This window comes from Pseudothauera rhizosphaerae, assembly GCF_004801305.1.
GTDB classification, from domain to species: Bacteria; Pseudomonadota; Gammaproteobacteria; order Burkholderiales; family Rhodocyclaceae; genus Pseudothauera; species Pseudothauera rhizosphaerae.
The window spans coordinates 350641-377094 of record NZ_SSOD01000001.1 but is presented as its reverse complement, the minus strand read 5'-3'; the positions used below and the strand labels follow the sequence as shown (position 1 = coordinate 377094).

The 26454-nt window shown below is 71.4% G+C and carries 29 protein-coding genes; 9 read left to right on the top strand and 20 right to left on the bottom strand.

The features are described 5' to 3' along the window. Positions 1-15 precede the first annotated feature (15 nt). The gene (locus tag E6O51_RS01835; RefSeq protein ID WP_136383260.1) at positions 16-1395 is read right to left on the bottom strand and encodes a malonyl-CoA decarboxylase; all 1380 of its coding nucleotides are present in this window, start codon (positions 1393-1395) and stop codon (positions 16-18) included. Positions 1396-1545: 150 nt separating this feature from the next. Between E6O51_RS01835 and E6O51_RS01830 the strand changes: the two genes are divergently transcribed. Together E6O51_RS01830 and E6O51_RS01825 are read left to right on the top strand one after the other, a co-directional pair. Beyond that, on the top strand, positions 1546-3243 hold the full coding sequence (locus E6O51_RS01830) for a PAS domain-containing sensor histidine kinase (RefSeq protein WP_136383259.1): 1698 nt from the start codon (positions 1546-1548) through the stop codon (positions 3241-3243). Positions 3244-3385: 142 nt separating this feature from the next. After that, a complete protein-coding gene (locus E6O51_RS01825; RefSeq protein ID WP_211091296.1) occupies positions 3386-3817 on the top strand; it encodes a response regulator in 432 nt (143 codons plus the stop codon). Here E6O51_RS01825 and lgt read toward each other — a convergent pair. Together lgt and E6O51_RS01815 are read right to left on the bottom strand one after the other, a co-directional pair. Then, positions 3808-4596 carry a prolipoprotein diacylglyceryl transferase gene (gene lgt, locus E6O51_RS01820; protein WP_136383258.1) on the bottom strand — a complete coding sequence of 263 codons (789 nt, stop codon included), beginning with the start codon at positions 4594-4596 and terminating at the stop codon, positions 3808-3810. The two genes, E6O51_RS01825 and lgt, sit on opposite strands and share 10 nt — an antisense overlap. Before the next feature lie 18 nt (positions 4597-4614). After that, on the bottom strand, positions 4615-5298 hold the full coding sequence (locus E6O51_RS01815; RefSeq protein WP_136383257.1) for a YceH family protein: 684 nt from the start codon (positions 5296-5298) through the stop codon (positions 4615-4617). Positions 5299-5412: 114 nt separating this feature from the next. On the opposite strand from E6O51_RS01815, the gene ilvD reads away from it, so the two are divergent. Further along, positions 5413-7263: a dihydroxy-acid dehydratase gene (gene ilvD / locus E6O51_RS01810; RefSeq protein ID WP_136383256.1), complete on the top strand. Its 1851-nt coding sequence runs from the start codon at positions 5413-5415 to the stop codon at positions 7261-7263. On the opposite strand, the gene E6O51_RS01805 is transcribed toward ilvD, so the two are convergent. After that, on the bottom strand, positions 7244-8185 hold the full coding sequence (locus tag E6O51_RS01805; RefSeq protein WP_136383255.1) for a ChaN family lipoprotein: 942 nt from the start codon (positions 8183-8185) through the stop codon (positions 7244-7246). The genes ilvD and E6O51_RS01805 overlap by 20 nt on opposite strands. A 178-nt stretch (positions 8186-8363) precedes the next feature. Here E6O51_RS01805 and rhtB point away from each other — a divergent pair, with 178 nt between their 5' ends. After that, positions 8364-8987, top strand: a complete 624-nt coding sequence (gene rhtB, locus E6O51_RS01800) for a homoserine/homoserine lactone efflux protein (RefSeq protein WP_136383254.1) — start codon at positions 8364-8366, stop codon at positions 8985-8987. A 52-nt stretch (positions 8988-9039) separates the two neighbouring features. Here rhtB and E6O51_RS01795 read toward each other — a convergent pair whose 3' ends face one another. The 6 genes from E6O51_RS01795 to E6O51_RS01775 are packed head-to-tail and all read right to left on the bottom strand — an operon-like array spanning position 9040 to position 12721. Continuing rightward, positions 9040-9447, bottom strand: coding sequence for a DUF4175 domain-containing protein (locus E6O51_RS01795; RefSeq protein WP_136383253.1), 408 nt, complete (start codon positions 9445-9447; stop codon positions 9040-9042). 22 nt (positions 9448-9469) lie between these two features. Next, positions 9470-10417 carry a metal ABC transporter substrate-binding protein gene (locus E6O51_RS01790; RefSeq protein WP_136383252.1) on the bottom strand — a complete coding sequence of 316 codons (948 nt, stop codon included), beginning with the start codon at positions 10415-10417 and terminating at the stop codon, positions 9470-9472. Between the two features lie 17 nt (positions 10418-10434). Beyond that, positions 10435-11259: a metal ABC transporter permease gene (locus E6O51_RS01785; protein ID WP_408003392.1), complete on the bottom strand. Its 825-nt coding sequence runs from the start codon at positions 11257-11259 to the stop codon at positions 10435-10437. A 38-nt stretch (positions 11260-11297) separates the two neighbouring features. Beyond that, positions 11298-12083 carry a metal ABC transporter ATP-binding protein gene (locus E6O51_RS01780; protein ID WP_136383250.1) on the bottom strand — a complete coding sequence of 262 codons (786 nt, stop codon included), beginning with the start codon at positions 12081-12083 and terminating at the stop codon, positions 11298-11300. Beyond that, positions 12080-12208 (bottom strand): hypothetical protein, encoded by a 129-nt coding sequence (locus E6O51_RS22360; protein WP_269140092.1) that lies wholly within the window; start codon positions 12206-12208, stop codon positions 12080-12082. Before E6O51_RS22360 ends, E6O51_RS01780 begins: the two co-directional genes overlap by 4 nt. 54 nt (positions 12209-12262) lie before the next feature. Next, on the bottom strand, positions 12263-12721 hold the full coding sequence (locus E6O51_RS01775; protein ID WP_136383249.1) for a Fur family transcriptional regulator: 459 nt from the start codon (positions 12719-12721) through the stop codon (positions 12263-12265). 73 nt (positions 12722-12794) lie between these two features. Between E6O51_RS01775 and E6O51_RS01770 the strand changes: the two genes are divergently transcribed. The 4 genes from E6O51_RS01770 to E6O51_RS01755 are packed head-to-tail and all read left to right on the top strand — an operon-like array spanning position 12795 to position 15943. Beyond that, the gene (locus tag E6O51_RS01770; protein ID WP_136383248.1) at positions 12795-13340 is read left to right on the top strand and encodes a DUF2796 domain-containing protein; all 546 of its coding nucleotides are present in this window, start codon (positions 12795-12797) and stop codon (positions 13338-13340) included. Then, positions 13337-14050 (top strand): ABC transporter ATP-binding protein, encoded by a 714-nt coding sequence (locus tag E6O51_RS01765; protein WP_136383247.1) that lies wholly within the window; start codon positions 13337-13339, stop codon positions 14048-14050. The genes E6O51_RS01770 and E6O51_RS01765 overlap by 4 nt, the downstream gene beginning before the upstream one ends. Beyond that, complete coding sequence (locus tag E6O51_RS01760; protein WP_136383246.1) at positions 14047-15312, top strand: ABC transporter permease; 1266 nt, start codon at positions 14047-14049, stop codon at positions 15310-15312. The genes E6O51_RS01765 and E6O51_RS01760 overlap by 4 nt, the downstream gene beginning before the upstream one ends. A 1-nt stretch (position 15313) precedes the next feature. Beyond that, positions 15314-15943: a DUF3299 domain-containing protein gene (locus tag E6O51_RS01755; RefSeq protein ID WP_136383245.1), complete on the top strand. Its 630-nt coding sequence runs from the start codon at positions 15314-15316 to the stop codon at positions 15941-15943. A 2-nt stretch (positions 15944-15945) separates the two neighbouring features. Here E6O51_RS01755 and mutY read toward each other — a convergent pair whose 3' ends face one another. Then, positions 15946-16983 carry an A/G-specific adenine glycosylase gene (mutY, locus tag E6O51_RS01750; protein ID WP_269140091.1) on the bottom strand — a complete coding sequence of 346 codons (1038 nt, stop codon included), beginning with the start codon at positions 16981-16983 and terminating at the stop codon, positions 15946-15948. Between the two features lie 93 nt (positions 16984-17076). On the opposite strand from mutY, the gene E6O51_RS01745 reads away from it, so the two are divergent. After that, complete coding sequence (locus tag E6O51_RS01745; protein WP_136383243.1) at positions 17077-17577, top strand: flavin reductase family protein; 501 nt, start codon at positions 17077-17079, stop codon at positions 17575-17577. 71 nt (positions 17578-17648) lie between these two features. On the opposite strand, the gene E6O51_RS01740 is transcribed toward E6O51_RS01745, so the two are convergent. From E6O51_RS01740 to E6O51_RS01700, 9 genes are all read right to left on the bottom strand, one after another. Beyond that, positions 17649-18224 carry a HupE/UreJ family protein gene (locus E6O51_RS01740; RefSeq protein WP_136383242.1) on the bottom strand — a complete coding sequence of 192 codons (576 nt, stop codon included), beginning with the start codon at positions 18222-18224 and terminating at the stop codon, positions 17649-17651. A gap of 144 nt (positions 18225-18368) precedes the next feature. Further along, entirely contained in the window at positions 18369-19736 is a 1368-nt protein-coding gene (locus E6O51_RS01735; protein WP_136383241.1) for a PAS domain-containing sensor histidine kinase, read from the bottom strand. A gap of 19 nt (positions 19737-19755) precedes the next feature. Then, on the bottom strand, positions 19756-21207 hold the full coding sequence (locus E6O51_RS01730; RefSeq protein ID WP_136383240.1) for a nickel-dependent hydrogenase large subunit: 1452 nt from the start codon (positions 21205-21207) through the stop codon (positions 19756-19758). After that, positions 21204-22199: an NADH-quinone oxidoreductase subunit B family protein gene (locus E6O51_RS01725; RefSeq protein ID WP_136383239.1), complete on the bottom strand. Its 996-nt coding sequence runs from the start codon at positions 22197-22199 to the stop codon at positions 21204-21206. The genes E6O51_RS01730 and E6O51_RS01725 overlap by 4 nt, the downstream gene beginning before the upstream one ends. Beyond that, complete coding sequence (locus E6O51_RS01720) at positions 22196-22615, bottom strand: DUF423 domain-containing protein (RefSeq protein ID WP_136383238.1); 420 nt, start codon at positions 22613-22615, stop codon at positions 22196-22198. The genes E6O51_RS01725 and E6O51_RS01720 overlap by 4 nt, the downstream gene beginning before the upstream one ends. A 73-nt stretch (positions 22616-22688) precedes the next feature. Then, positions 22689-22943: a Txe/YoeB family addiction module toxin gene (locus E6O51_RS01715; RefSeq protein ID WP_136383237.1), complete on the bottom strand. Its 255-nt coding sequence runs from the start codon at positions 22941-22943 to the stop codon at positions 22689-22691. Then, on the bottom strand, positions 22924-23196 hold the full coding sequence (locus E6O51_RS01710; RefSeq protein WP_136383236.1) for a type II toxin-antitoxin system prevent-host-death family antitoxin: 273 nt from the start codon (positions 23194-23196) through the stop codon (positions 22924-22926). Before E6O51_RS01710 ends, E6O51_RS01715 begins: the two co-directional genes overlap by 20 nt. An 82-nt stretch (positions 23197-23278) precedes the next feature. After that, on the bottom strand, positions 23279-24724 hold the full coding sequence (locus E6O51_RS01705; RefSeq protein WP_136383235.1) for a sigma-54-dependent transcriptional regulator: 1446 nt from the start codon (positions 24722-24724) through the stop codon (positions 23279-23281). After that, the gene (locus E6O51_RS01700) at positions 24721-26448 is read right to left on the bottom strand and encodes a hydrogenase maturation protein (protein WP_136383234.1); all 1728 of its coding nucleotides are present in this window, start codon (positions 26446-26448) and stop codon (positions 24721-24723) included. The genes E6O51_RS01705 and E6O51_RS01700 overlap by 4 nt, the downstream gene beginning before the upstream one ends. Positions 26449-26454: the final 6 nt, after the last annotated feature.

Below are 26454 nucleotides of genomic sequence, written 5' to 3'. Positions count from 1 at the left end.
GGTTTTGTGCCGCCGTCAGCGGCGCGCCAGCCGCTTGACCGCGGTGGCGGCGTCGATGCGCCCTTCGCAGGCGAAGGATTCCAGGTTGTCCTCGATGCGGTCCGGGTCGTAAAGGTAGTTCACCATCACCCCCCACGACTGGTCGAAGCCCTTCGCGGACGTGTCGGCCAGCCAGTTCAGGCGCTCGACGCGGGCGCCGTTGCCCAGGTGGAAGCGCGCCACCGGGTCCACCGGCCGGCCTTCGCGCTGCGCCTCCAGCAGGTAGCGCGCGGCGATGCGCAGCAGCGGTTCGCGCAGGGCGCGGGCGAGCGCGGCGTCCTCGTGGCAGCCGGCCTTGCCGTCGAGCACCTCGCGCAGGCGGGGGGCGTCGGGGCCGTCCACGCCGGCGGCGGCGAGGCGCTTCCAGTCCGCCTCGGTGAAGGCGGCGGCGATTTCGGCCGGGTGCTTGCGCGTCCAGCGCGCCAGGCCGGGCAGCGGCGACAGGGTGGCGAAGGTGTCCAGCTTCGGGAAGTCGCGCCGCAGGTCCTCCACCACCCGCTTGAGCAGGAAATTGCCGAAGGACACGCCGCGCAGGCCGTCCTGGGTGTTGCTGATGGAGTAGAAGATGGCGGCGCCGGCGCGCTGCGGGTCGAGCACCGGGGCCTGCTCGTCGAGCAGCTTCTGCACGTTGTCGGCCAGTTCCTCCACCAGCGCCACCTCGACGAAGATCAGCGGCTCCAGCGGCATGCGCGGGTGGAAGAAGCCGTAGCAGCGGCGGTCGGAATCGAGCCGGTTCTTGAGGTCGGTCCACGAGCGGATTTCGTGCACCGCCTCGTATTCGACCAGTTTCTCGAGCAGGGCGGCGGGCGAGTTCCAGGTGATGCGGGCAAGCTCCAGGAAGCCCACGTCGAACCAGGCGCTCAGGCGCGCCTCCAGTTCCCGGTCCAGGGACTTCAGCTCCTTGTCGCCGGGCAGGAAGCGCAGCAGGTCGGCGCGCAGGTCCACGAGGAACTTCACCCCCTGCGGGATGGCGTTGAACTGGGTCAGGATGCGGATGCGCGAGGAGCGCATCGCCGCGCGCAACTGGGCTTCGGCGTCCCACTGGCGTTCGCTGCCGACCGCGGCCTGGTAGGCCTCGTGGGCCTTGGCGACGCGCTTGGGGTCGGGGCCGAACTCCAGCGCGATGATGCGCAGGAAGGCGTGGCGCGCGGCGTCGTCCAGGCGCAGATAGGTGTCGGCCAGGCGCGCGGCGCGCTGCCGCGTGGACACCTCGCCGCCGCGCCCTTCGGCGCACTCGCGCAACTGCCGGCGGATGCGCTCCAGCGTCTTCTCCGACGGTTCTTCCTTGCGGCCGGTGGCGCTCGCCACCATCTCCCGCACCATCGTCAGGCTGCGGGACATCAGTCCTGGGGCCATGTTGCCTCCCTGCGGGTGGGTCGGGCCTGGTGCCCGTTGCAATGGTTTTTTGGTGGATCATACCGTGCCGCCCGCCACGGTTGGCGGCGGGAAACGCGAGTAAGATCGTCCGACGCTGTAGCGGACATCCCGTTTCGAAGACTGCCGGCCATGACTTCCCGTTCCCCAGCGGCCGTGCCCTCGCCCGGGCGGCTGGCACTGGCCATCGCCCTGATCTACGCCGCGCTCGCTACCGGCTGGATCATCCATTCGGACCGCCTGCTGGCGGTATGGGCGCGGGACGCGGCGATGTTGACCGAACTGCAGACGTGGAAGGGCCTGTTCTTCGTCCTGTCCACCGCCATCCTGCTGTGGCTGATGATCCGCTTCGGCTTTTCCTCCATGCTCGGCCTGCAGGGCCGCCTCGCCGACCGCGAGGCCGTGCTGCAGGTGGCCTTGCGCGCCACGCGGGTCGGCCTGTGGGACTACCGTGTCGGCCGCGCCGAGATCGGCACCGACGAGACCGTGGCGCGCATGCTCGGCCATGAGCCCGAGACCTTCCGCGAGACGATCGCGGCGTGGCTGGACCGTGTCCATCCGGACGATCTCGCCGAGGTGCGGCTGCGTTTCCGCAACTACCTGGAAGGGCTCGCCCCGGACTACGTGTGCGAATACCGCATGCGCCTGGCCGGCGGCGGCTACCGCTGGTTCCGCGCCTCGGGCGAGATCGTCGAACACGACGGGGATGGCCGCCCCACGCGCGTGATCGGCACCTACCTGGACATCCATGAGCAGGTCGAGGCCTACCGCCGCCTGGCCGAGGGCGAGGCGCGCGCGCGGCTCTACCTGGAGCGCATCCCCATCGGCTGCATGGTGACCGACACCGACTGGCGCATCCTGGAGTGCAACCCGGCGTTCGAGCGCATGTTCGGCTTCCCTGCCGAGGAACTCGCCGGCCGCAGCGCGTTCGACACCATCATCCCGGCGAGTGCGCGGGCGCAGACCGAGATCATCCTGGCACGCCTGCGCCAGGGCGTCTTCGACGGCCACGACGTCAACGAGAACCTCACCCGCGACGGCCGCCGCATCCTGTGCGAGTGGTTCACCACCCCCATCCGCGACGGCGACGGCCGGGTCGTCAAGTTCCTCGCCATGGCCATCGACATCAGCGCGCGCGAAGCCGCCGACCGAGCGCTCGCCGACAGCCACCGCCAACTGGCGGAACTGTCGGCGCGCCTGCTGCAGATCCAGGAAGAGGAGCGCGGCCGGCTGGCGCGGGAACTGCACGACGAGATCGGCCAGGAGCTCACCGCGGTCGGATTCGACCTGCGCGCCATCGGCCAGGAAGCGCTCGGCGATGCGGCGCGGGCCCGGCTGGAGGACTGCGAGCGCATCGTGGACCGCAGCATCACGCGCATCCGGAACCGCGCGCTGGCCCTGCGCCCGACCATGCTCGACGACCTGGGCCTCGGTCCGGCGCTGGCGTGGTACTGCCGCGGCCAGGCCGAGCGCAGCGGCGTGCCGGTCGCGCTGGGCGGCGCGGAAGGCCTGCCGCGCCTGGCCGAAGCGGCCGAAACGGCGGCCTTCCGCATCGTGCAGGAATCGGTCGACAACGCGCTGCGCCACGGCGCACCCAGCCGGGTGGAGGTGGCGCTGGCGCTCGACGACGGGGTGCTCGAACTGCGCGTGGACGACGACGGCTGCGGCTTCGCGCCCGGCGAGGCGGAGGGCGGGCGGACGAGCCTGGGCCTGGCGGGCATGCGCGAGCGCGCCGAGCTGGCCGGCGGGCATTTCGAGCTCCAGTCCGCTCCCGGCGCGGGGACCCACGTCCTCGCCCGTCTGCCGGCCGCGGCAAGGGCGGCAACATGATCGGCGCGCACCTGTCGCCGCCGGGCGACACTCCGCCGGATGTGGAATCCTCCGCACATTTGAGGCGGATCAGGGTTTCTACGATGTCATCCGGCTGATGATTCAGGCATTATCGCGGCATGCCAACGAGGTGAATTCGTTCATGAGTTCGAATACCTGTACCGCCACCGCCGCCTGCGCGCAGGCCGAACCCGCGCTGCGGGTGCTGCTGGCCGCGCCCACGGAGGTGCGCAGCGGCCGTCTGGAAGCCCTGCTGGCCGAGTCGCCCGACGTGGAGCTGGCCGGCTGGACCGACAGCGAAAGCCGCGCCATGCAGCTCTTCTTCCTGCTTACGCCGGACGTCACGGTGCTCGACTGGCGCGTCTCGGTGTCCGAGCCGGCGCGCTTCGTCGGCCTGCTCAAGCGGGTCGCGCCCTATGCGCGCATCGTCTCGGTGGTGCCGGCCCACGACTCCATGCCGGCGCGCGCGGCGCGCGCGCTGGGCGCCGACGCCGTGGTCACCAGCGAGGAGCTGCCGGCCACGCTGCAGGCGTTCGCCGCCGATCGGGGGACGGTGCCCGCGCGCTACCGCTGAGTCTTCCCGGCCGCCAGCAGCCACGCCCCGGCAGCGATCATGGGCACGCACAGCCACTGGGCGGTGGATAGCCCCAGCGACAGCGTGCCGAAGATGCCCGGATCGGGCGTGCGGAAGAACTCCGCGGCGAAGCGCAGCACCCCGTAGCCCAGCAGGAAGGCGCCCGATACCGCCCGCACCGGGCGCGGCCGCGCGGCGAACAGCCACAGGATCACGAACAGCAGCAGCCCCTCGCCGAGGGCCTGGTAGATCTGCGACGGATGGCGCGGCACCGCGTCCACCCACGGAAAGATCATCGCCCAGGGCAGGTCGGGGTCGGCCGGGCGGCCCCACAGTTCGCCGTTGATGAAGTTGCCGATGCGCCCGGCGGCCAGTCCGGTGGGCACCAGCGGGGCGATGAAGTCGGTGACCTGCCAGAAGCCGCGCCCGCTGCGCCGGCCGTACAGCCACATCGCCACCAGTACGCCGAGGAAGCCGCCGTGGAAGCTCATGCCGCCCTTCCATAGCTGCGGGATTTCCAGCGGGTGGCTGAAGTAGTAGCCGGGTTCGAAGAACAGCACCTCCCCCAGGCGGCCGCCGATCACCACGCCGAGCACGCCGTAGAACAGCAGGTCGTCGATGTCCTGGCCGTTCCAGCCCAGGTCCGGGCGGCGGCGCGCATGCAGGCGGCCGAGCACGAGGAAGAGCACGAAGGCCAGCAGATACATCAGGCCGTACCAGTGCACCGAGACGGGGCCGATGGAGATCGCGACCGGATCGAAGCGGGGATGGGTCAGCATGGCGGGCGGAGCGGGGGGCTATTCGAACTGGGCGCGGAACTTCTCGAACTCGCCGCGCAGCCAGTCCACTTCCTGGCGCAGGCGGCGCACTTCGTCTTCCAGTTCCGCGACGCGGCCGCGCCCACTGCCGCCGGGGGCTTCCGCGGTGCTGCTCTCGGCCTGCAGCGCCAGGCCGGCTTCACCGCCCAGCAGGTGCGCCCAGCGCGTCTCCTTGGTGCCGGGCGCGCGGGGCAGGGCCACGGCCAGGGGCGGGTTCTTCTCCGCCAGGTGTTCCAGGATGGCCTCCACCTCGGCGATGTCGCCGAAGCGGTGCATGCGCTCGCAGCGCTGGCGAATCTCACCCGCGGTCTGCGCGCCGCGCAGCAGCAGCATGGCCAGCACGGCCTGCTCCGGCGGCGGCAGCGAGTGGCGCAGGCGCACCAGGTGTTCGTACTTGGCCACGCGTGCGCCGGCCTGGTCGCGGCGGGACGCCAGGCGGCGCGCCATCAGGCTGTCCATGGCGCCCTGCACGGCCGCCTCGGAGAGTTCCATGACGGGCTCGCGGCCGGTGAGCTGGTTGCAGCCCGCCAGCAGTGCATTGAGGGACAGCGGGTAGTTGTCCGGGGTGACGAAGCTCTTCTCGATCAGCACGCCGAGCACGCGCAGTTCGAAGGGGTCGAGGTCCAGGCCGGGCCCGTCCGCGGGGTGGTCTTGGGAATCCATGGAGTACCGTGGCTGCTCGGAAAGAAGGGGATGATAGCGCAGCGCCGCTGCCGGGCGGGCGCGGAGGGCGGTACAATCTTTTCCTTTGTCTCGCAGCATCCGCGGAGCCCAGCCATGCCCCAGTACCGTTCCCGCACCTCCACCGCCGGCCGCAACATGGCGGGCGCGCGCGCCCTGTGGCGCGCCACCGGCATGAAGGACGGCGACTTCGAAAAGCCCATCATCGCCATCGCCAACAGCTTCACCCAGTTCGTGCCCGGCCACGTGCACCTGAAGGACCTGGGCCAGCTCGTGGCGCGCGAGATCGAGGCGGCCGGCGGCGTGGCCAAGGAGTTCAACACCATCGCCGTGGACGACGGCATCGCCATGGGCCACGGCGGCATGCTTTATTCCCTGCCCTCCCGCGACCTCATCGCCGACAGCGTGGAGTACATGTGCAACGCCCACACTGCCGACGCCCTGGTGTGCATCTCCAACTGCGACAAGATCACCCCGGGCATGCTGATGGCCGCGCTGCGCCTCAACATCCCCACCATCTTCGTGTCCGGCGGGCCGATGGAGGCGGGCAAGGTGAAGTGGGAAGCCAAGGTGATCGCGCTGGACCTCATCGACGCCATGGTCAAGGCCGCGGACAAGAACTGTTCGGACGAGCAGGTGGAAGCCTTCGAACGCTCCGCCTGTCCCACCTGCGGCTCGTGCTCGGGCATGTTCACCGCCAACTCTATGAACTGCCTCACCGAGGCCCTGGGCCTGTCCCTGCCGGGCAACGGCACCACGCTCGCCACCCACGCCGACCGGGAAAAGCTGTTCCGCGAAGCCGGCCGCCGCATCGTCGAGCTGGCCAGGCGTTACTACGAGCACGACGACGCTTCGGTGCTGCCGCGCTCCATCGCCTCCTTCGCCGCCTTCGAGAACGCCATGAGCCTGGACGTGGCCATGGGCGGCTCCACCAACACCGTGCTGCACCTGCTGGCCGCGGCGCGGGAGGCCGGCGTGGACTTCACCATGAAGGACATCGACCACGTCAGCCGCCGCGTGCCCTGCCTGTGCAAGGTGGCGCCCGCGGTGCAGGACGTGCACATCGAGGACGTGCACCGCGCCGGCGGCATCATGGGCATCCTGGGCGAGCTGGACCGCGCCGGCCTGCTCCACCGGGACGTGCCCACCGTGCACAGCAAGACCCTGGGCGAGGCCTTGAGCCGCTGGGACATCATGCAGGCCCACGACAAGTCGGTGTTCGACTTCTTCCTCGCCGCGCCCGGCGGCGTGCCGACGCAGACCGCCTTCTCCCAGGACCGGCGCTGGAACGAGCTCGACATGGACCGTGCCAAGGGCGTGATCCGCAACAAGGCCAACGCCTTCACCGCCGACGGCGGCCTCGCGGTGCTGTACGGCAACATCGCCGAGAAGGGCTGCATCGTGAAGACCGCCGGCGTGGACGAATCCATCTGGAAATTCACCGGCAAGGCGCGCGTGTACGAGAGCCAGGAAGACGCCGTGGACGGCATCCTGGGCGAACGGGTGCAGGCCGGCGACGTGGTGGTGATCCGCTACGAAGGCCCCAAGGGCGGCCCCGGCATGCAGGAGATGCTCTACCCCACCTCCTACCTGAAGAGCCGCGGCCTGGGCAAGCAGTGCGCCCTGCTCACCGACGGCCGCTTCTCCGGCGGCACCTCGGGCCTGTCCATCGGCCACGCCTCGCCGGAAGCGGCCATGGGCGGCGCCATCGCCCTGGTGGAGGACGGCGACGGCATCGAGATCGACATCCCCAACCGCCGCATCCACCTGGCGATTTCGGACGATGAACTCGCCCGCCGCCGGGCCGCGATGGACGCGAAGGGCAGTGCGGCGTGGAAGCCGGTTGACCGCGAGCGCGTGGTCTCCGCCGCGCTGCAGGCCTACGCGGCGCTCACCACCAGCGCCGACACCGGCGCGGTGCGGGACGTCAGCCAGGTCCAGCGCTGAAGCGCGGCATGGCGGCGCGCAAGGGCGTGTCCGCCGCGTCTTCCGCGCCTATGCCGTAGACCGCCATCGCCAGCCCGGCCACCAGGTCGGTGCAGCGGCTGTCCCGGTCCCAGGGCAGCAGCACGGCGGCGGTGGGCACGCCCAAGTTGGCGAGCTGGTGCGGCACGCCCCAGCCGTGGCGCAGATGGCCGCTGCCGATGATGCCCACCACCAGCGCGCCCGGCCGCGCGGCGCGGGCGGCGACGATGCCTTCGGCCATGGCCCGGTCCCACAGCAGTTGGGCGTCGACGAAGGCGCGTGCCGCCTGTTCGCTGCCGCGGGCCGGATGGTGGGCGAGCTGGATCGCCCGCAGCCAGTCGGCGTAGGCGGTGGCCGGTTCCGCGGGGCGGCCGACGCCTTCCCGGTCGGCTTCCGGCACCCCGTCGTAGCCGGCGCGCCCCACGGCGCGGATCAGGCCGCGCTCCACGTTGAGGGCGTGCAGCGGGATGCGGTGGTCGCGGGCGAAGCGGAAGATGTCCAGGTAGAGGGCGGCGTCCATGCGCCACACTTCGGCCCAGTCGCTGCGCGCGAGGAACTCGGCTTCCGTGAGCTCGCCGCGCACCCAGGCGTCCAGGGCCGGCTGCACGCGGCGCGGGAACATCTCCAGGCCGATCACCATGTCGGGCTGGCGCGCGTACAGGGCCGCCAGCGTCTCCAGTTGCCAGCGGTGGTGCGCCATGCTGTCGTGGCGTTCGCCGAGCAGCACCACGCCGTTCGTCGCCAGGCCGTCCAGCAGCAGGGCGTGGTTCAGTTGCCCGCCGCCGGGCGCGACCCAGGCGGCATCGGGCACGCAGGCCCGGCCATGCCGGGTGCTGCCGGCCGGCACGGCACTCATGCAGGCGGCCAGCGACAGCAGCGGGACGAGCAGGATCGCTTTCTTCATCGGCACTCTCCGGCGCCATGCGTCGATGCGGCAGCCCGGCGGCGCGGGCCATATGCTGTCTCGGAGTCGCCGGCGGCCGATCGGTTCCGTGTCCTCTTGCACGGTCCAACGAAAGGCGAGACACTGCGAATCCGACGGCAGCCGTGGGCTGCCTCTTTTTGTTTCAAGGAGTTACATCGTGAGCTGGAGCATGTGGGTCGCCTTTCTGGTCGCCGCCATCGTCATTGCCGTCACGCCCGGACCGGGCGCCGTGATGTCCATGGCCACCGGCCTGCGCCATGGCTATCTGGCTGCCCTGCGCGCGATCTGCGGGCTGGAGATCGCGCTGCTCGTGCAACTGGCGGTGGTGGGTCTGGGCCTGGGCGCCGTGCTGGCAACCTCGGCGACCGCCTTCCTGGTGCTCAAGATCGTCGGCGCCGCCTACCTGGTGTGGCTGGGGGTGCAGAAGTGGCGTGCACGCCCCGAGCCGATGGACGAGGCGGCTGAGGACGGATCGCCCCGCCGTCGCGGCGGGCTGGTGCTGCAGGCCCTGTTCGTGAACCTCACCAACCCCAAGGCCATCATCTTCATGGCGGCGCTGGTGCCCCAGTTCATCGACCCGCGCGCCCCCCAACTGCCGCAGTTCGTCATTATCGGCGTCACCATGGTGGTGGTCGATACACTGGTGATGTCCTGCTACGCGGGGCTGGCCACGCGCTTCCGTCCGCTGCTGCGTAACCCGCGCGCGCTGCGCCTGCAGAACCGGCTGTTCGGCGGGCTGTTCGTGGGTGCGGGGGCGGCGCTGGCGGCTTCTTCCAGATAAGAAAGGGCGCGGCTATGGCCGCGCCCCGTTCTCCCCGACGGCGAGGCGGTTCTCAGTTGTCGCAGACGTGCTGCTTGCGCGCCTTGCCGTCTTCCTTTTCCAGGCCGGCGTAGGGCGAGGCAGCCGGCACCAGGCCCTGCATGGGCTTGGTGCACTCGGCCATGGCCGTGACGGTGGGGGCCTTGGCCATCTCGGCGGCGTACTTGACCGCTTCCTTCTGCGCCTCGTCGCGCTTGCCGGTGGAACACAGCTCCTCGATCCGCGCCTGCATGCGCTGGCCTTGCTGTTCGAGCTTCTGCAGGCCCTTCTGGTCGATCTTCGCGATGCATTGCTGCATGGCCTGCATGCCCGCCATCATGCGCTGCATTTCGGCCTGGCTGGGCGCCTGCGCAGCGGCCGCGCCGCTCAGGATGAGCCCGGCAACGAGCAGGGTACAGCGGGTGCTGAATTTCGGCGTCATGTCGTCCTTGTCCTCGTCGAGTTCACTCTTCCGCCCGCAGACCGGCCAGAAGCGTGGCGAGATTGTGCCGCATCAAGGCCACGTAGGTCGATGCGGGGCCATCGCCGGCCGACAGGGCATCGGAATACAGCGTGCCGCCCAGGCGGGCGCCGCCCTCGCTGCGGATGCGCTCGACCAGGCGCGGGTCCACGACGTTCTCGAGGAAGGCGGCCGGCACCTGCTCGGCGCGGATCTGGCGGATCAGCCGGGCGATGTCGCGGGCGCTGGGTTCGGCCTCGCTCGCCACGCCGTGGGCGGCCAGGAAGCGCACCCCGTAGGCGCGCCCGAAGTAGGCGAAGGCATCGTGGGAGGTGACCACCTTGCGCCGCTGCGGCGGCACGGTGGCCAGCGCGTTGCGGATCTCCGCGTCCAGCGTCTGCAGCTCGGCCGCGTAGCGCTCGGCGTTGGCGCGGTACAGCGCGGCGCCTTCCGGGTCGGCGGCGGCCAGGGCGTCGGCGATGTTGCGCACGTAAATGATGGCGTTGGCCACGTCCTGCCAGGCGTGCGGGTCCACGTCGTGATGGCCGTGGTCGTGGCCCCCCTCGTGCCCCTCCTCGTGGTCTTCCTCGTGCGCCGTTTCCAGCGTGCGGATGCCCCGGGAGGCGATCAGCACCGGACGCTTGGCTCCGGCCGAACGGGCCAGGCGTTCCATCCAGGCGTCGAAGCCCAGGCCGTTGGCGATCACCAGGTCGGCGGCGCCCACCCGGCGGGCGTCCGAGGGGCGCGGCTGGAAACCGTGGGCGTCCTGGTCGGGGCCGACCAGGCTGTGCACGGTGACGCGCTCGCCGCCGACCGCGGCGGCGAGGTCGCCGAGGATGGAGAAGCTCGCCACCACGTCCATCTTCTGGGCGTGGGCCGGCTGCAGCGCGGCGGCGAGGAAGAGGACGGCCAGCGGCAGGACGTGGCGGAGGGGGCGGAGAAGCTTGCGCATGGGGGCTCTTTCCGGTTTCAGGATTCCAGGTGGCTGCGCGCGGGCAGGCGGGCGGCGAGTACGCCGTCCGGCGCGAGCAGCAGCGAGGCGAGGTAGGCCAGGCCGCACATCAGCACGATGGCGGGGCCGGCGGGTACGTCGGCGTGGAAGGACAGCAGCAGGCCGGCCAGCGCGCTGGCGAAGGCCAGCGCCGAGGCGGTGGCGAGCAGGGGCCCGAGGCGGCGGGTCCACACGCGGGCCGCGGCGGCCGGCAGGATCATGATGCCCACCGCCATCAGCGTGCCCAGGGCGTGGAAACCGGCCACCAGGTTGAACACCACCAGCGCCAGGAAACCGTAGTGGGCCACCGGCGACAGCCGGCTCACGCCGCGCAGGAAGGCCGGGTCGAAGCACTCCAGCGCCAGCGGGCGCAGCAGCAGGGCGAGGCCGAACAGGGTCAGGCTGGCGATGGCGGCGATCAGCAGCAGGGAGGCGTCGTCCAGGGCCAGTACCGAGCCGAACAGCACGTGCAGCAGGTCCAGGTTGTTGCCGCGCAGGGAGACGATCATGACCCCGGCGGCGAGCGACAGCAGGTAGAAGGTGGCGAGGCTGGCGTCCTCCTTCAGCACCGAGCTGCGGGTGACCAGGCCCGCGAGCAGCACCACCGCGAGGCCGGCGAGGATGCCGCCCACGGTCATCGCGGCCAGGGACAGGCCGAAGGCCAGATAACCGAGGGCTGCGCCGGGCAGGATGGCGTGGCTCATGGCGTCGCCCATCAGGCTCATGCGGCGCAGCAGCAGGAACACCCCCACCGGCGTGGCGCCCAGCGCCAGCGCCAGGCAGCCGGCCAGCGCGCGGCGCATGAAGGCGAAGTCGACGAAGGGCGCGAGGAAGAAATCGATCACGCGTGGGCCTCCCCGGCATGGGCATCGTCGGCGTGGGCGTCCTCGGGGCGGTGGCAGACCGCGGCCTCCTCGTCGAAGGCTTCCGACAGCCGGCGCGCGTGGCCGAGCAGCGGTTCGGTGAGCACCTGGGCGGTGGGGCCGAAGGCGACCGGTTCCCGCGCCAGCAGCAGGCAGGTGGGGAAGTGGCGGCGCACCTGGTCCAGGTCGTGCACCACCGTGAGGATGGTGCGCCCTTCCCGGTGCCAGGCCAGGATCAACTGCATCAGGTCGGCCACGGTGCGCGCGTCCAGCGCGGCGAAGGGTTCGTCCAGCAGGATCAGCGGAGCGTCCTGCAGGATCAGGCGGGCGAAGCGCACGCGCTGCATCTGCCCGCCGGACAGCGAGCCGATGGGGCGCGCCTCGAAGCCCGAGAGGCCGACCGCGTCCAGCGCCGCCTCGATGCGGTGCAGGTGTTCGTCGCCTACCCGGCCGAAGGCGCCAATCTCGTGCCACAGCCCCATGGCCACCATCTCGAACACCGACACCGGGAAGCTGAAGTCCAGCTCGCCGCGCTGGGGCAGATAGGCGACCTGCGTGCGCGGGCGGCAGTTCAGATGGATGTGGCCGCCCAGCGCGCGCAGTTCGCCGGCGATGCCTTTCAGCAGCGTGGACTTGCCCGCGCCGTTGGGGCCGACCACGGCGAGCAGCGCGCCGGCGGGAATCTCGATGTCCAGGTGGTGCACCGCCGGGTGGCGGTCGTAGCCCAGGGTGAGGTTCTCCAGGCGGAGCAGGGGCGGCTTCATCGTACGAGCGCCCACAGCACGGCGGCCCACAGCAGGGCGGCGGCGGCGGCGGCGACTGCCAGGCGCTGGCCGAGGCCGCTGGCGAGCAGGCTGCCGCGGGGATTGTGATGGTGATGATGTTTCATCGGGAGCTCGTCGGGAATTCGAATTCTTGCGGATGGACTTGCTGCAACAGCGTTTCAGCGTTCACCGTTGCGGGCACAGTCCGGACAGGCGCCCCGCAGCACCAGTTCGGCCTGCTCCAGGCGGAAGCCTTCCGGCAGCGCCACGGCGATGGCCGGCTCGACGGCCTCCAGGCACAGCACGCGGCCGCAGGTGTCGCAGTGGAAATGGGCGTGGCGGTGGCCGCGCCGCACCGCCTCGAATTTCCATGCCCGGTCGCTGCCCGCGATGCGCGCGGCGATGCCCTGCTCCACCAGCCAGTCCAGCGCCCGGTACACGGTGACGCGGTCATGGTGTTCGCCCGTGGCGGCCAGTTCGGCGGCGATCTGGTCGTGGTTCAGCGGCTGGTGGCTGGCCAGCAGGCTGTCCAGCACCGCCACGCGGGTGCGGGTGACCCGGCCGTGGGCGGCGATCAGCGCCTGCGCCGGGCTTGCGGCGGGCGGTGCCGGCGGCGGGCGGGAACGGGAGGCGGCCATGGGGGAACGGGTTTGCTTATGGAATTGCAACATTGTAGCATCTTGTCCCGTTCAAGCGTCGGGAGTGCGAGCAATGAGGAAACTGATGGCGGCCCTGCTGGGCCTGGGCATGAGTACGGCAGCGTTGGCGCAGCACGCTCACGAGCACGGCGTGGCCAGCCTGCAGGTGGCGGTGGACGGCGGGCAGCTCGCCATCGAGCTGGAGACGCCGCTGGACAACCTGGTCGGCTTCGAGCACGCGCCGGGCACCGATGCGCAGCGCCAGGCGGTGCGCGACGCGGAGGCGAAGCTGCGCGATTTCCCCCGCCTGTTCGTGCTGCCGGCCGCGGCCGGCTGCGCGGTGCAGGAGGTGGAACTGGAATGGCCGTGGGCGGAAGAGGATCACGACCACGACCATAAGCACGGCCACGATCACGAAGAGCACCACCACGACGAAGGCCACAGCGACCTGCACGTGCACTACAGCCTCGCCTGCACCAACCCGGCGGCGCTGGAGGAGGTCCGGGTGAAGCTGTCCGAAGCCTTCCCGCGCATGGGCAGCGTGCGCGCGCAGACGGCCACGCCCCGCGGGCAGGGTTCGGCCGTCCTGAACCGCGCGCAGGACAAGCTGCCCCTGTGAGCGCCCTGGCGCCGCCGGCCGTCGACCTGCAGGGCATCCGCTTCGCCTGGCCGGGCGCCGCCGCGCCCTGCCTGGAGATGGCCGCCTTCGCGCTGGCCGCCGGCGAGCGCGTGTTCCTGCACGGCCCCAGCGGCAGCGGCAAGACCACGCTGCTGTCGCTGGTGGGCGGTGTGCTCGATCCCCAGGCCGGCCGCGTGGCGGTGCACGGCCAGGTGCTGGGCGAGTTGCGGGCCGGCGCCCGCGACCGCTTCCGCGCCCACCACATCGGCTTCGTGTTCCAGCTCTTCAACCTGATTCCCTATCTCTCGGCGCGGGACAACATCCTGCTGCCGTGCCGCTTTTCCGCCCTGCGCCGCGCGCGGGTGCAGGAGGCCGGCACCACGCCGTCCGCCGAGGCCGCCCGTCTCGCGCAGCGGCTGGATTTGGATGCCGCCCTGCTCGACCGCCCGGCCGCGGAACTCTCGGTCGGCCAGCAGCAGCGCGTGGCCGCGGCGCGCGCGCTGATCGGCCGCCCAAGCCTGGTGATCGCCGACGAGCCGACCTCGGCGCTGGACGCCGACCGCCAGCGCGGCTTCCTCGACCTGCTGCTGGCCGAATGCGCAGACGCTCGCGCGGCGCTGCTCTTCGTCAGCCACGACGCGCGCCTGGCGGAACATTTCGACCGCCGGGTGGCGCTGGGCGAGATCAATCGCGTGGGGGGTGGAGCATGAAGGCCCCGCTGTGGCACCTCACCTGGCGCAGCATCGCCAACCGCCGCCTCACGGCCCTGCTCACGGTGGTCTCCGTGGCCCTCGCGGTGGCCCTGCTGCTGGGCGTGGAGCGCCTGCGCCACGATGCGCGGGAGGGCTTCGCCTCCACCATCTCCGGCACCGACCTGATGGTAGGCGCGCGCAGCGGACCGGTGCAACTGCTGCTGTATTCGGTGTTCCACATCGGCAACGCCACCAACAACGTGTCCTGGCAAAGCGTCCGGGACATCGCCGCGCTGCCGGAGGTGGACTGGCTGGTGCCCCTGTCCCTGGGCGACTCCCACCGGGGTTTCCGCGTCGTGGGCACCACGGACGATTTCTTCGCCCACTACCGCTACGGCCGCGGCCACGGGCTGGCCTTCGCCGACGGCCGGCCCTTCGGCGACGTGTTCGAGGCGGTGGTGGGGGCCGAGGTGGCGGCGCGCTTCGGCTACCGGGTCGGCCAGTCCATCGTGGTCAGCCACGGCGCGGGGGAGGCCACGTTTGCCGAGCACGACGACAAGCCCTTCACCATCGTCGGCGTGCTCGAACGCAGCGGCACGCCGGTGGACCGCTCGGTGCTGGTCAGCCTGGAAGGCATCGAGGCCATCCACGTGGATTGGGCGGGCGGCGCCCGCCTGCCCGGCGTCAACATTTCCGCCGAGCATGTGCGCAAGTTCGACCTCAGCCCGAAGAGCGTCACCGCCGCGCTGGTGGGGCTGAAGTCGCGCACGGCGGTGTTCCGCGTGCAGCGGCGGATCAACGACTGGCCTGCGGAACCCCTGCTGGCGGTGCTGCCCGGCGCCACGCTGCAGGAGTTGTGGAACGTGGTAGCGATTGCCGAGCGGGCACTGCTGGCCGTGTCTGCGCTGGTGGTGGCGGTGGGCCTGGCGGGCCTGGTAGCGGTGGTCGTCGCCAGCCTGGGCGAGCGCCGCCGGGAACTCGCCATCCTGCGGGCGCTCGGTGCCAGCCCCGGCCAGGTGTTCCGCCTGCTGGCGCTGGAAAGCCTGCTGCTCGGCCTGGCCGGCTGCGTCCTCGGTATCATGCTGCTTTCCGTCGCGGTGGCCGTGGCCGGGCCGTGGCTGGAAACGCGCTACGGCCTGCCCCTGTCGGCCGGCTGGCCGTCGGCCGCCGAATGGCGGCTGCTCGGCGCGGTGCTGAGCGCGGCCCTGCTCGCCAGCCTGGTGCCGGCTTGGCGCGCCTACCGCTATTCCCTGGCCGACGGCATGACGATCAGGATTTGAGATGAGATTCCGCTTCGCCCTCGCTGCACTCGTTCTGGCCGCCGTCGCCGGCCTGGCGGCGCTGCTGCCCGACGCCCAGGCGCAGAAAGCCCCCACACCGGCCGCCCAGCCGGGCTACCAGGTCGGCGACCGCCTGAGCGGCGGCGGCAAGCCCGCGGCGGAATTCACCGAAATCGAGTGGGACGACCTGCTGCCGCCGGACTGGAACCCCCAGGCCCTGTTCGACGACATCGACCTGGATTCCCTCGGCGACAACGACCCGCGCGCCATGGACCTGATGCGCCGCCTGCGCGAGGAATGGGACCGGGCACCGGTGGTGCAGGCCATGAACGGCCGCCGCATCCGCATCCCCGGCTTCGTCGTGCCCCTGGAAGGGGACGGCAAGACCGTGCGCGAATTCCTGCTGGTGCCCTACTTCGGCGCCTGCATCCACGTGCCGCCGCCGCCCGCCAACCAGTTGATCCACGTGCTGCCGGACAAGCCCATCCCGGGCGACTGGAACATGGTGCCGGTGTGGGTCAGCGGCGTGCTCACCGTGGCGCGCATCGACTCCGAACTGGGCAACGCCGGCTACCAGTTGCGCGGCATCAAGGTCGAGGAATACGTCGAACCGCTGCCGGGCACGAAGTAGGGTCAGGGGCGGCGTAGCCCCTGCAGGATGGTGCGCACCGGCGTCGGCAGCGGCGCCTCGTCCAGCGCGTCCAGGGCCTGCCAGCGCAGGGCGCCGTCCGCGGCCAGGGCGGGCGGGGCGGGCAGGTCCACCAGCCAGGGGCGGATTTCCAGCACGAAGTGGGTGAAGGTGTGGGTGAGCGCGGGCAAGGCGCGCCCGTCGGCGACACCGAAGCGCCGGGCGGCCCAGGCCGCGGCGCCCGCCGCGTCGGCCTCCGGCAGCGCCAGCAGTCCGCCCCAGATGCCGGCGGCCGGGCGCCGTTCCAGCAGCACCGCATCGCCGGCGCGCACCACCGCCACCTCCACGCTGCGTCGCGGCGGCGCCTTGCGCGGGCGGGCCGCGGGCAGTTCAGCCGTGCGGCCGTCCCGCAGCGCCATGCAATCGCCCGCCAGCGGACAGCGGGTACAGGCGGGGCGGGTACGGGTGCACACCGTGGCGCCCAGGTCCATCTGGGCCTGGATGTAGCGCCCAACGCCGGTCGCCGGCAGCAAGTCCTCCGCCAGCGCCCACAAGCGCTGCTCCACCGCGCGTTCGCCGGGGAAACCCTCCACGCCGAAGGCACGGCACAGCACGCGCTTGACGTTGCCGTCCAGGATGGGCACGCGCTCGCCGAAGCAGAACGCGGCGATGGCCGCCGCCGTGGAGCGGCCGATGCCCGGCAGGCGGGCGATCATTTCCGCCTGCTGCGGGAACTGCCCGCCGTGCTCGGCCATCACGGTCTGCGCGGCCTTGTGCAGGTTGCGCGCGCGGGCGTAGTAGCCCAGCCCGCTCCACAGGCCCAGCACCGCCTCCTGGGGCGCGGCGGCCAGGTCGGCGAGCTGCGGGAAGCGCTCCAGGAAACGCAGGTAGTAGGGGATCACCGTCCCCACCTGGGTCTGCTGCAGCATGATCTCCGACAGCCACACGCGGTAGGGGTCGCGGGTGCGCTGCCAGGGCAGGTCGTGGCGGCCGTGGGCGGCCTGCCAGGCCATCAGGCGATGGGCGAAGTCTTGCTTGGACAAGTGCTGATCCTGTTGTCGTGCCGCGGGGTCGACGCGGGTCGCCTTCGCAGCCATAATCCGTCGCTCCTACAGACCGGTTCCGGGCCCTGTCCCATGTCCGCACAGAGCTACTACACCCACGAAGACTTCACCCGCAATTTCCGCAATGCCCTGGGCATGTTCGCCACCGGCATCACGGTGGTCACCACGCGTGCGGGCAACGGTGCGCCGGTGGGGCTGACGGTGAATTCCTTCAACTCGGTCTCCCTCGATCCGCCGCTGGTGCTGTGGAGCCTGTCGGCCGCTGCGCCCAGCGTGCCGGTGTTCGAAGCCTGCGAATACTACGCCATCAACGTGCTGGCGGAAGACCAGCAGGATCTCTCCCAGCTTTTCGCGAGCCGCAGCGAGGACCGCTTCGCCGGACTGGAATACGACGAGGGTCTGGGCGGCTCGCCGCTGCTGCGCGGCTGCTGCGCGCGCTTCGAATGCCGCAACACGCACCGCTATCCGGGCGGCGACCACGTGCTGTTCGTCAGCGAGGTGGTGAACTTCGACCGTGCGGACCGTCCGCCGCTGCTGTTCCACGGCGGTGCCTATCGCCGGCTGGCGCCCTGAAACGGTGCGCTGCGCCGAATGAAAAGAGGTGGCCGCGGCCACCTCTTTTTCTTGCCGGTGAAGGCTGAAGCTCAGCCGCCGAGGAACACCGCTCCGGCACCGGCGATGGCCACGCCGACGGCGCGCTGCAGGCGCTGCGCCCACTGGGCCTGCGGCACCTGGCGGCCGATGAGGTAGCCCGCGCCATGCAGCAGCGCGGTGGCGATGGCGAAGCCGGCGGCGTAGGTGAACAGCGAACCGTCGCCCATCTCGGCGTGGTGGGCGTGGCCGTGGAAGAGGGCGAAGGCCGCCACCAGCGGCAGCGCGGCCACGACCGGCAGGCGGGCGGCGAAGGCGATCAGCAGGCCCAGCACCAGCACCGAGGCGGCGATGCCCGCTTCCACCGCGGGCAGTTCCACGCCCAGCGCGCCCAGCCCGGCGCCGACCAGCATGGCCACCACGAAGCCCACCGGCAGCGCCCAGCGCTGCCAGCCGGACTGGCGGGCGGCGTACAGGCCTACGGCGAGCATGGCCAGCAGGTGGTCGATGCCGCCCAGGGGGTGGGAGAAGCCGGAGAAGAAGCTGGCGGATTCGTGGCCCTGGTGGGCCAGGGCGGTGCCGCTGGCGAGGGCGAGGCCCAGGGTGATCAGCGCGCGGGTCGGGTGCATGTTGCCTCCTGAAATGCTCGGACGGGACGGAAAGGGGTAATCAAGTTGCGTGCCAGCGGAAAAGCTACGCCCGGATGCGCTTTTCGGCAAGGACGGGGTTGGCACGGGGTGGCTGCATGCTTGCCGGCTTCCGCTGCGAAGCGGTCAGTCGGCTGCCGGCTGGCCGCCGCGCTCCACCGGCAGTTCGATGACCAGCTCCGCCCCGCCGGCCGGGTGGTTGCGCGCCGAGAGCTGGCCGCCGTGGCGCTCCACGATGCCGTAGCTGATGGACAGTCCCAGCCCGGTGCCCTTGCCCACCACCTTGGTGGTGAAGAAGGGATCGAAGATGTGGGCGAGGTGGTGTTCGGCGACGCCCGGGCCGTTGTCGTGGAAACGGATCGTGGCGCGCCCGCCTTCCACCCGGGCCTCGATGTCCAGCCAGGGTTCCGGCAACTCGGCGGTGGCGTCCCAGGCGTTCTGCACCAGGTTCATCATGACCTGCTGCATCTGGCCGGGCGAGCCGCGCACGGGGATTTCGGCGGGCAGCGTCATGCGCACGCGGAAGCTCTCGCGGGTGGCCTTGCATACCCAGCGCACGGCGCGCTCGATGACCTCGGCGAGGTTGAAGGGCTGCTGTTCGTCCCGGTCGATGGCGGAAAAGCGCTTCAGGCCGTCCACGATGTCCCGCGTGCGCTCGGCGCCCTCGATGGTGCCTTCGATCAGCGGCGGCAGATCGGCCAGGATGCGGTCGATGCGCAGCTCGGCGCGCAGTTCGGCCAGCCGCGCCGCGGATTCGCCCGCGTGCAGTGCGGCCAGGTACTGCCCCAGCCGGCCGGCGTAGCGCTGCAGCGCATGGACGTTGCCCAGGATGAAGCTGATGGGGTTGTTCAACTCGTGGGCCACGCCGGCCACGAGGCGGCCGAGGGAGGCCATCTTCTCCGAGTGCAGCAGTTGCTGCTGGGTGCGCTTGAGGTCCTCGTGGGCCTGGCGCAGGGCCTGGTAGGCGCGCCGCAGCTCGCCCACCGGGCGGCCGGTGACCACCATGCCCAGGGACTTGCCCACGGCGTTGTAGCGCGGCGTGCAGTTCAGCGACACCGGCACCGTGCTGCCGTCGCGGGCGCGCAGGGGCAGCTCGCAGTCGTGCACGCTGGCCTCGCCGTACAGGGTGAGCAGGTGGCGTGCCTGGGTGCGCGCCACCTCGTCGGCGAACAGGTCGAACACCGAGGTTCCCCGCAGTTCGTCCAGGCTGCGCCCGGTGAAGTCGAGCAGCGAGCGGTTCACGTCCTCGATGAGGCCGTTGCGGTCGCACACCACCAGGATGTCGGACATGGAGGTGAGCACCGACAGGATGAACTGCTGGGATTCCTCCAGCTTGGCGTTCTTCTGTTCCAGCGCCACCTCGTACTGCAGCAGGTCGGAATACACCTCGTCCATCTTGTGGATGACGTCCATCCACACGTCCTCGCCCACACCGACCAGTTCGCCGGGGTGGCCGGTGTGCTGCAGCGGGGAGGGCTTGGGCTGGTCGGTCATGGCTGCGGGGCGGGTGGGGTCAGTGCACGGTACAGACCATGCACGGGTCGAAGGAACGTACCACGTGCTGCACGACAAGGGACTTGCGGGCGTCGTCCATGGGTAGACCGGCGAGGGCCTGCTCCAGTGCGCCGGGGGTGCCGGCGGCGTCCCGCGGCGAGAAGTTCCAGGTAGTGGGGGCGATGATCTGGTAGCCGGCGATGCGGCCGTGGCGGATGGTCAGCCAGTGGCCCAGCCCGCCGCGCGCCGCTTCCACCAGGCCGCAGCCCGCCCCCTCGTCCGGCAGCGCGCCGTGGGCGCAGAAGGGCTCGCCGGGTGTGAGCGCCTGCACCCAGGCTTCCATGGCCGGCAGCACGCGGGTGAGTTCCAGCAGGCGGCACAGCACGCGCGCCAGCACGCTGCCGCCGTCGCGCGCCACCAGGTCGTGGGCCAGCGGATGGCCGTCCACCATCTGGCGGGCCAGCGCGCCGCATTCCACCACCTGCCCAGCCAGGCGCGGCGCCTTGCACCAGGTGTAGGCGCCCGCCTTGTCGGCGTCCGGCTCGGTGAGGCCGCGCCAGGGGTGGCGGGTGTCACCCTGCAGCCAGGCGTGGCTGAGGTCCTCGCGGATGTCGGCGGGGTCGAAAAGGGCGGTGGCGCCGTCCTCCGGCTGCCACAGGCCGCGGGCGAAGAGCGGCGTGCCGGCCAGCGGATAGGCGCCGTAGCTGAGGAAGCGGTCGGTGGCGCGGCCCAGGCGGGCGAGTTCCAGGTCGGCGGCGATCTCCAGGAACAGGCGCAGGTCGGAGGAGGTTGGTGCCCGCGCTGCGGCCCAGGCGGCCAGGGCGTCGGCCGAATCCAGCGCAGCGACGGCCTCCAGCGCATCGCCGAACAGATGGCGCTCCAGCCAGCGGCGGAACTCCCGCAGCAGGCCATGGAGGCGAATCTTCTCCACCGCGCTCACTGCGCGTGACGAGCCGCCCGGTTGCAGGCTCAGGGTGTGGGGCCACTTGCCGGCCAGTATCCCGGTGAGCTGCAGGAAAGCGGTGCGCGCCGGCAGGGCCTCGGCCGCCGCCGTGCCCCGCACCGCCTTGAAGCGCGCGCGCGCAGCGTCGAACCAGGGCCGGCCGGCGTACTCGTCGCGGGCGAAGTCCGGCATGAAGAAGAGGTAGAAATGGGTGAAGTGGTCGGCCAGGTTCTCCGCGGCCAGCACCAGGTTGGCGGCCAGTTCGCCGTTCTCCGGCACCGCCAGCCCCATGGCCTCCCGCAGGGCCGCGGCGGCCGCGGCCGACTGGGACACGGAGCAGATGCCGCAGATGCGCGGCACCAGCACCAGCGCATCGCGCGGGTCCTTGCCGCGCAGGATCTGCTCGAAGCCGCGGAACAGGGGCGAATTGACGTAGGCCGCCGCCACCCGGCCGCCGGCCACTTCCAGGCTGACTTCCAGGTCGCCCTCCACGCGGTTGAAGGGGCCGAGGACGATGCGCCGACTCATTTCAGCCCGGTGCGGCGGATCGCCGGGGTGACCACCAGATGGTCGGCGGCGGCGTTCTCCCGCACCCGCTTCGGCGTGGCGGACTTGGACAGGGCGGCCAGCGCCACGAACCAGGCCTTGGGCATGTCGGAGGGCAGGCCGATGGGGATGCCGGCGACCTTGGGCGTCTGCACGAAGGGGTGGCCCGGTTCCTCGAAGCCCGGCTCGGTACAGGAGATGCAGGCGTAGCCGCCGCGCGTGCATGAGCCGCCGCCGTTCCACGGCCGCAGGTTGCAGTCGGCGTGGGCCTGGGTGCCCTTGCAGCCCATGTTTTCCATCAGGCAGCCCAGGTCGGACGGCCGTTCGGCGCTGGCCTTGAACTCGTAATACTCGTTGCGCGCGCAGCCGTGGTGCACGAGCTGGTCGGCGTAGGAGCGCGGGCGGGCCAGCGCGTCCATCGAGCCGGCGTCGAACTGGCCCAGGGCCAGCGCCAGCAGCGTCTCCATCACCCAGCCGGGGTGGGTGGGGCAGCCGGCCACGTTGATCACCGGCAGGCCGGCGGCCGAGCGATAGTCTGCGCCGAGCAGGCCGCCCGGCTCCTCGCCGTCGTACTGCAGGCCGCAAGCCCCGGCCGGGTTGGGCCCGGCCGTGGTGATGCCGCCCCAGGCAGCGCAGGAGCCGATGGCCAGCGTGTAGCGCGCGTGGGCGGCCAGTTCCCGCACCCAGGCGATCATCGGCCTGCCGCTGCCGCCCAGCATGTGGAAGCGCCCGCTGCCGTCGGGGCCGCGCAGCAGAGAGCCTTCGATGCAGAGCAGGTCCACCGGGGTGTGGCCGGCCGCGCAGGCGGAAAGGATGTCCAGGACCTCGGCGCCGCTCTCCTCGGACAGGGATGGATGCCACAGGATGCGGATGCCCGCGTCGGTCAGGCTGCCGAAGAGGTCGCTGGAATCCGCGCACAGCAGCGACATGGTGCAGCCGCCGCAGCCGCCGGACTGGAGCCAGAGGAGGTTCATGGGCGCAGGGAAGCGCCGGGGGCGGGCTGGGGACGCAGACCGGCGATGGCCAGGGCGAGCCAACCCAGGATCAGGCTGGCGCCGCCCAGGGGCACGACGTAGATCCACGGCCCTTCGTGGATGCCGGCGAAGATGCGCAGACCGTAGATGCCGCCCGAAAAGCCCAGGATGCCGACCGCGAACAGCACGCCCGCCCCATGCACCCAGGCGTTCGCCCCCTGCCGCACCCACAGCGCGATGCCGAACAGGGCCAGGGTATGCAGCATGTGGTGCAGGTTGGCTGCGCGGGCGCGCTCCAGGCCCACGGCCAGCGTGTCGGGGTCGAGGAAATGGGCCAGGCCGTGGCTGCTCCACGATGCCAGTGAGACACCGATGGCGCCGAAGAGGGCGGCAATGACGATCCACAGGCGGAACATTCGGGGGTCTCCAGCGGGTTACGGGTGGGTGGCGGATTCGTGACCGTGCGTGGCGGTGTGGATGGCGATCCGGTCAGTAATGGTCCCGGCACTGAGCGATGAGGATGTCGTCTCCATCGACCGCATAGACCAGGCGGTGGCGGTCGTCGATGCGCCGGGACCAGAAGCCGGAGAGCTGATGCTTGAGCGGTTCGGGTTTGCCGATGCCTTCGAACGGATGCCGGCGGATGTCCTCGATCAGGGCGTTGATCCGCTTGACCTGCTTGCGGTCGGTTTCGTGCCAGTAGAGGTAGTCTTCCCAGGCGTGGTCAGAGAACTTCGGCTGCATCGTCGTCCAGCAGGTCGCGCTTCTTGCCCTTGCCGGCACGCAGTTGCTCCACGGACTCCATCAGGCGCTTTGCACCCTTGGGGTTGCGGAGCAGGTAAGCGGTTTCTTCCAGGGCGTTGTAGTCGTCGAGCGACATGATGACCACCGGTTTGCCGCGCTGCGTGGTGACGAGCACGGGTGCGCGGTCCTCGTTGACGGTGCGCATCACCTCCGCGAGGTGGGCGCGTGTGTAACTGAAGGTGAGTGCGTCCATCTCCATCTCCATCTCAAAACTTTGTACAAAGTCTAGGGCAATCCTCGGATGAAGTGCAACCCGCTTCCATCCCGATGCGGCCTCATCCCCCGTCCAGCCCGTAGCGCACGAGCTTGGCGCGCAGGCCCACGCGGGACAGGCCCAGTTCCTGCGCCGCCCGCGTCTTGTTCCAGCGCAGGCGGATCAGGCATTCCTTGAGGATGCGGGCTTCCAGCGCGTCGAGCCGGGTCTTGAGGTCGCCCTGCAGGCCGTCGATGAGGTCCAGCGCGGCTTCCTGCCCGGTGTCCGCGGCGCGCAGCACGCGGGGGCTCAGGTGGGCGGCGGAGAGTTCGCTGCCTTCGGCCAGCGCGGCCATGCGCAGCACCTCGTTGCGCAGTTCGCGCACGTTGCCGGGCCAGCGCCAGGCGGTCAGGCAGCCCACCAGTTCGGCGGACAGGGGGGCGAAGCGGCGGCCCAGGGCGGCGCCGGTCTCGTCGGCCAGGCTGCGGGCGATCAGCGGGATGTCCATGGGCCGCTCCCGCAGCGGCGGCACGTGGATGGGGAAGGCGGCGAGGCGGTAGTAGAGGTCTTCGCGGAAGCGCCCGGCGCGCCCCTCGGCTTCCAGGTCCCGGTTGGTGGCGGCCACCACGCGCACGTCCACGGCCTGGGTGCGGCTCGCGCCCAGGGGGCGGATCTCGCCTTCCTGCAGCGTGCGCAGCAGTTTCACCTGGAAGGCGGGAGAGGTCTCGCCGATCTCGTCCAGCAGCATGGTGCCGCCGTCGGCCTGCTTGAACAGGCCCACCCGGTCCTCGAAGGCGCCGGTGTAGGCGCCCCGCTTGTGGCCGAAGAGTTCGGATTCCAGCAGCTGGTCCGGCAGCGCCCCGCAGTTCTCCACCACGAAGGCCTCGTCGGCGCGGGGGCTGTCGTAGTGCAGCGCGCGGGCCAGCAGTTCCTTGCCGGTGCCCGATTCGCCGGTGAGCAGCACCGGGATGTCCAGGGCGGCCAGGCGCCCCACCAGGGCGCACAGGGCGTTCATGGGCGAATCCGGCGCGCGCACCAGGCGGTCCAGGGCGTAGTGGCGGGCCAGCCGGTCCCGGCGCTCGCCGACGCGGGCGGCGAGCACCGGCGCGGCGGTCTTGAGGTCCACCGCCAGGCGCTGGTTCTCCGCCTGCAGGCGGGAGAGTTCGGCCGCGCCGCGCAGCGTGAGCAGCAGCTGTTCCGGCTGCCAGGGCTTGAGCAGGTACTGGTAGATGCCGGCCTCGTTGACGCCGGCGATGATGTCCTCGGAATCCGTGTAGCCGGAGATGATGATGCGCACCGCGTCGGGCCAGCGTTCGCGCACCTGGCGCAGCAGGGCCACGCCCGAGGTGCCGGGCATGCGCTGGTCGGTGAGCACGATCTGTATCCACTCCCGCTCCAGGATGGCGAGCGCCTCGTCGGCGCCGGAGGCGGTGAACACCTCGAAGTCCTCTTCCAGCGTGCGGCGCAGGGCCTCCTGGGAGCGCACCTCGTCGTCCACCACCAGCACGGTGGGCAGGCGCCTGGTCATGCCGCGGCCTCCGCGGCGGGTCGCCAGCCGGGCTCCCGGTGGCGGGCGAGGTGGCGCGGGGTCCAGGAGTGGGGCGTCTTCATGACGAAATGGTAGCGGGCGACGTGGTAGCTGGGGTCGAAGCCGTAGAAGTTGCGCCGCATCATCTCCAGCTCCTGGGCGCGGTACGCGGCCAGCGGCCTGGCGGCCTCGTCGGCGGCGCGGCGCGCGGCCTTGGCGGCGATGCGGGCGTCCACATCCCCGGCGGCGAGGGCGGCGGCCTGGCGTTCCAGTTCCGCTTCGAAGGCGGCTACGTCGCCGCCGAACACGCGGTCCACCAGGCCCCGTTCGGCGGCCAGGCGGGCGGTGAGCGGCAGGCGTTCGCCCATGAGGCGCGCCGCACCCGCCTCGCCGACGCGGCGGGGCAGCAGGTAGGTCCAGTATTCCGAGCCGTACAGGTTGCCCATGTTCTTGTAGTGGGGGTTGAGCACCACGCCGTCGCGGGCCCACACCTGGTCGCAGGCGAGTGCCAGGAAGCAGCCGCCGGCGCCGGCATTGCCCCGCAGGGCGGCCACGGTGAGGCGGTCGGTGGTTTCCAGCAGGGCGAGGCAGAGATCGTCCATGGCCTGGATGTTGCGCCAGGACTCGTCGGCGGGGGATGCCGCGGCCTCGATGCGGCCCAGGTGGATGCCGTTGGACCAGAAGTCGTGGCCGCCGGTGAGCACCAGCACCTTCGCCGGGCGGCGGCGGGCGGCGCGCACCGCCGCGACCAGGCGTCCGCACTGGGCGCTGCCCATGGCGCCGTTGTAGAACTCGAAGGCGAGGTAGCCGATGCGGCCGTCCGCCGACTCCCGGTAGGCGATGTCGGGGTAGGCGGGCGTGGCGTCGGCCCGCTCCGGCAGGGTGGCGGCCTCGTCGGCGAAGGCGAGCGCCGCGGGCAGCTTGAAGGGGTGGGCGTGGCCGGGGCGCTGCACGTGGCCTATCCACACGCTCCCGTCCCGGGTGGCGACCTGCAGCGCGTCATGGCGGCGGCCGATCACCGTGCCGGGTTCGGCACCTGCCACGCGGGGGCCGGGGTGGGCGTCGAACAGGCGGCAGGGCTGGCCGAACAGGCTGTCCAGCACGCCGGGGAAGCCGTCGGCGGCGCGGATGCGGGCGAGGATTTCGGCGCTGGTCATGGCCGCCCAGTCCAGCGCGCGTTCGGCCTGGTTCATGGGGGCGTGGGGCCGGCCGCGCACGGCGGGGTCGGCGTAGTCCTGCACCCGCGGCTGCCAGCGTCCGGCGCGCCAGTCCGGGTAGTGGGTGAGGGCCGCACGTACCGCGGCCAGCGCGGCAGCGGTGACCTCGTTGCGGTAGGTGCCCGCCTTGGTGGCGCCGGGGCGCAGGGCGAATTCCGCGTGGGCCCACACCGGGCCGGCGTCCATCTCCGCCTCGGCCTGCAGCACGGTCACGCCCCACTCCCGCAGGCCCTGCTGGACGGCGTGGTCCAGGGCCGAAGGGCCCCGGTCGCCGACGATGCCCGGATGCACGATCAGCGTGGGCACGCGGCGCCACACGGATTCCGGCACCGGGCGCTTGAGGAAGGGGGCGAGCACCAGGTCCGGGGCGAACAGGGCCACCGCTTCCCCGGTCACGCTGTCGGCGATGTCGAACTCCACCGACAGTTCGTGGCCGTCGGCGGCCAGCTCCGCGTACAGGCGCTGGGTCAGGCTGTTGAAGGCGTGGGTCAGCAGCAGGATGCGCATGGTCCA